The following is a 1329-nucleotide window of genomic DNA, read 5'->3' on the forward strand; positions in this document are numbered from 1 at the left end:
GCGCACGACGGGCTGGTAGTGCACGTCGATCGCGCCGCGCGCGAGCGCCTCGCGCAGGTCGGCGACCAGGCGCAGGGAGCGGCGCGCGCGCCGGCGCACCTCCTCGTCCAGCAGCGCCCAGCGCCCCCCGCCGGCGGCCTTGGCCTCGTGGGTGGCGATGCCGACGTCGCGCACGACCTCCTCGGCGCCGCCGGGGGCGCCGGCCAGCAGCACCACCCCGACGCTGGCGCCGACCTTCAGGCGCAGGCCGTTGACCTCCACGGGGGCCACCAGGCAGTCCAGCACCCGGCGGGCGGTGGCCTCCACGGCGGGCTCGTCGGGCAGGTCGTGGCACACCAGGACGAACTCGTCGCCGCCGGGCCGGGCGACGAGGTCGCCGCTGCGCACGGCGCGCACGAGCCGGCGCGCGACCTCCACGAGGACGGCGTCGCCGGCCTCGGGGCCCAGGCCGTCGTTGACGGTCTTGAAGTCGTCCAGGTCGACCATGAGCACCCCGGCGCGGGGCGCGGGGGTGGTGGACGCGCCGGTGGGCTCGTGGCAGGGGCCGTCGGGCAGCAGGCGGCCGAGGTGCTCCAGCAGCGCCAGGCGGTTGGGCAGGCCGGTGAGCAGGTCGTGCTGGGCCTGGTAGGCCAGGCGGTTCTCGCGGGCGCGGCGGTCGGTGACGTCCTCGACGGTGCCGACGAACCCGGCGCCGTAGCCGGGGGTGCGGCTGGGCGCCAGGCGCACGGTGACCCAGCGGACCTGCCCGGCGGCGGTGCGCAGGCGCGTGTCGAAGGTGACGCGCTCGCCGGCCAGGACGTCGGCGACGGCCTGCGCGACGCGGGCGCGCTCGTCGTCGAGGACGTGGGAGAGCCAGCCGGTGCCGCACAGCCCCTGCGCCGGCACGCCCAGCAGGACCGCGAAGGCGTCGTTGACGCGGGACAGGCGCGCGCCGACGTCGGAGACGAGCGTGGGCACCGGGGAGTCCTGGGCCAGGGTGGCGAAGCGCTCCTCGGCGGCGCGCAGCGCGGCGCGGGAGCGCTCGTCGTCGGGGCTGACGAGCTGGAGCACCCAGTGGTCCTCGGCGGCGAGGGCGAGGTCCACGCGCAGCCGCTCGGAGACGGCGCCGAAGCCGCTGACGCGCTCGGGCACCGGCCAGGCCACCACCTCGGTGGTGCGCTCCTCGCCGGCGGCGGTGAGCGCGCGGGCGGTGAAGCGGGTGCAGCGCTCGCGCACCAGGGCGCCGTCCTCGTCGGCGCCGCGCAGGACGCGGCCGACGGCCACGTCGAGCAGGTCGGCGGGCGCGGCGCCCAGCAGGTCGGCCACGGGGGCGTTGGCCCAGCGCACGCG

Annotated in this window: 1 protein-coding gene; it reads right to left on the reverse strand. The window is 78.6% G+C overall.

Translation table 11 applies throughout. The features are described from left to right. Positions 1–1329, reverse strand: a 1329-nt coding sequence (locus GTR00_RS20970; protein WP_166613452.1) for a sensor domain-containing diguanylate cyclase, incomplete at both ends; no start/stop codon positions are given.

Origin of the sequence: Kineococcus indalonis, from assembly GCF_009906395.1 — a bacterium.
GTDB lineage: Bacteria > Actinomycetota > Actinomycetes > Actinomycetales > Kineococcaceae > Kineococcus > Kineococcus indalonis.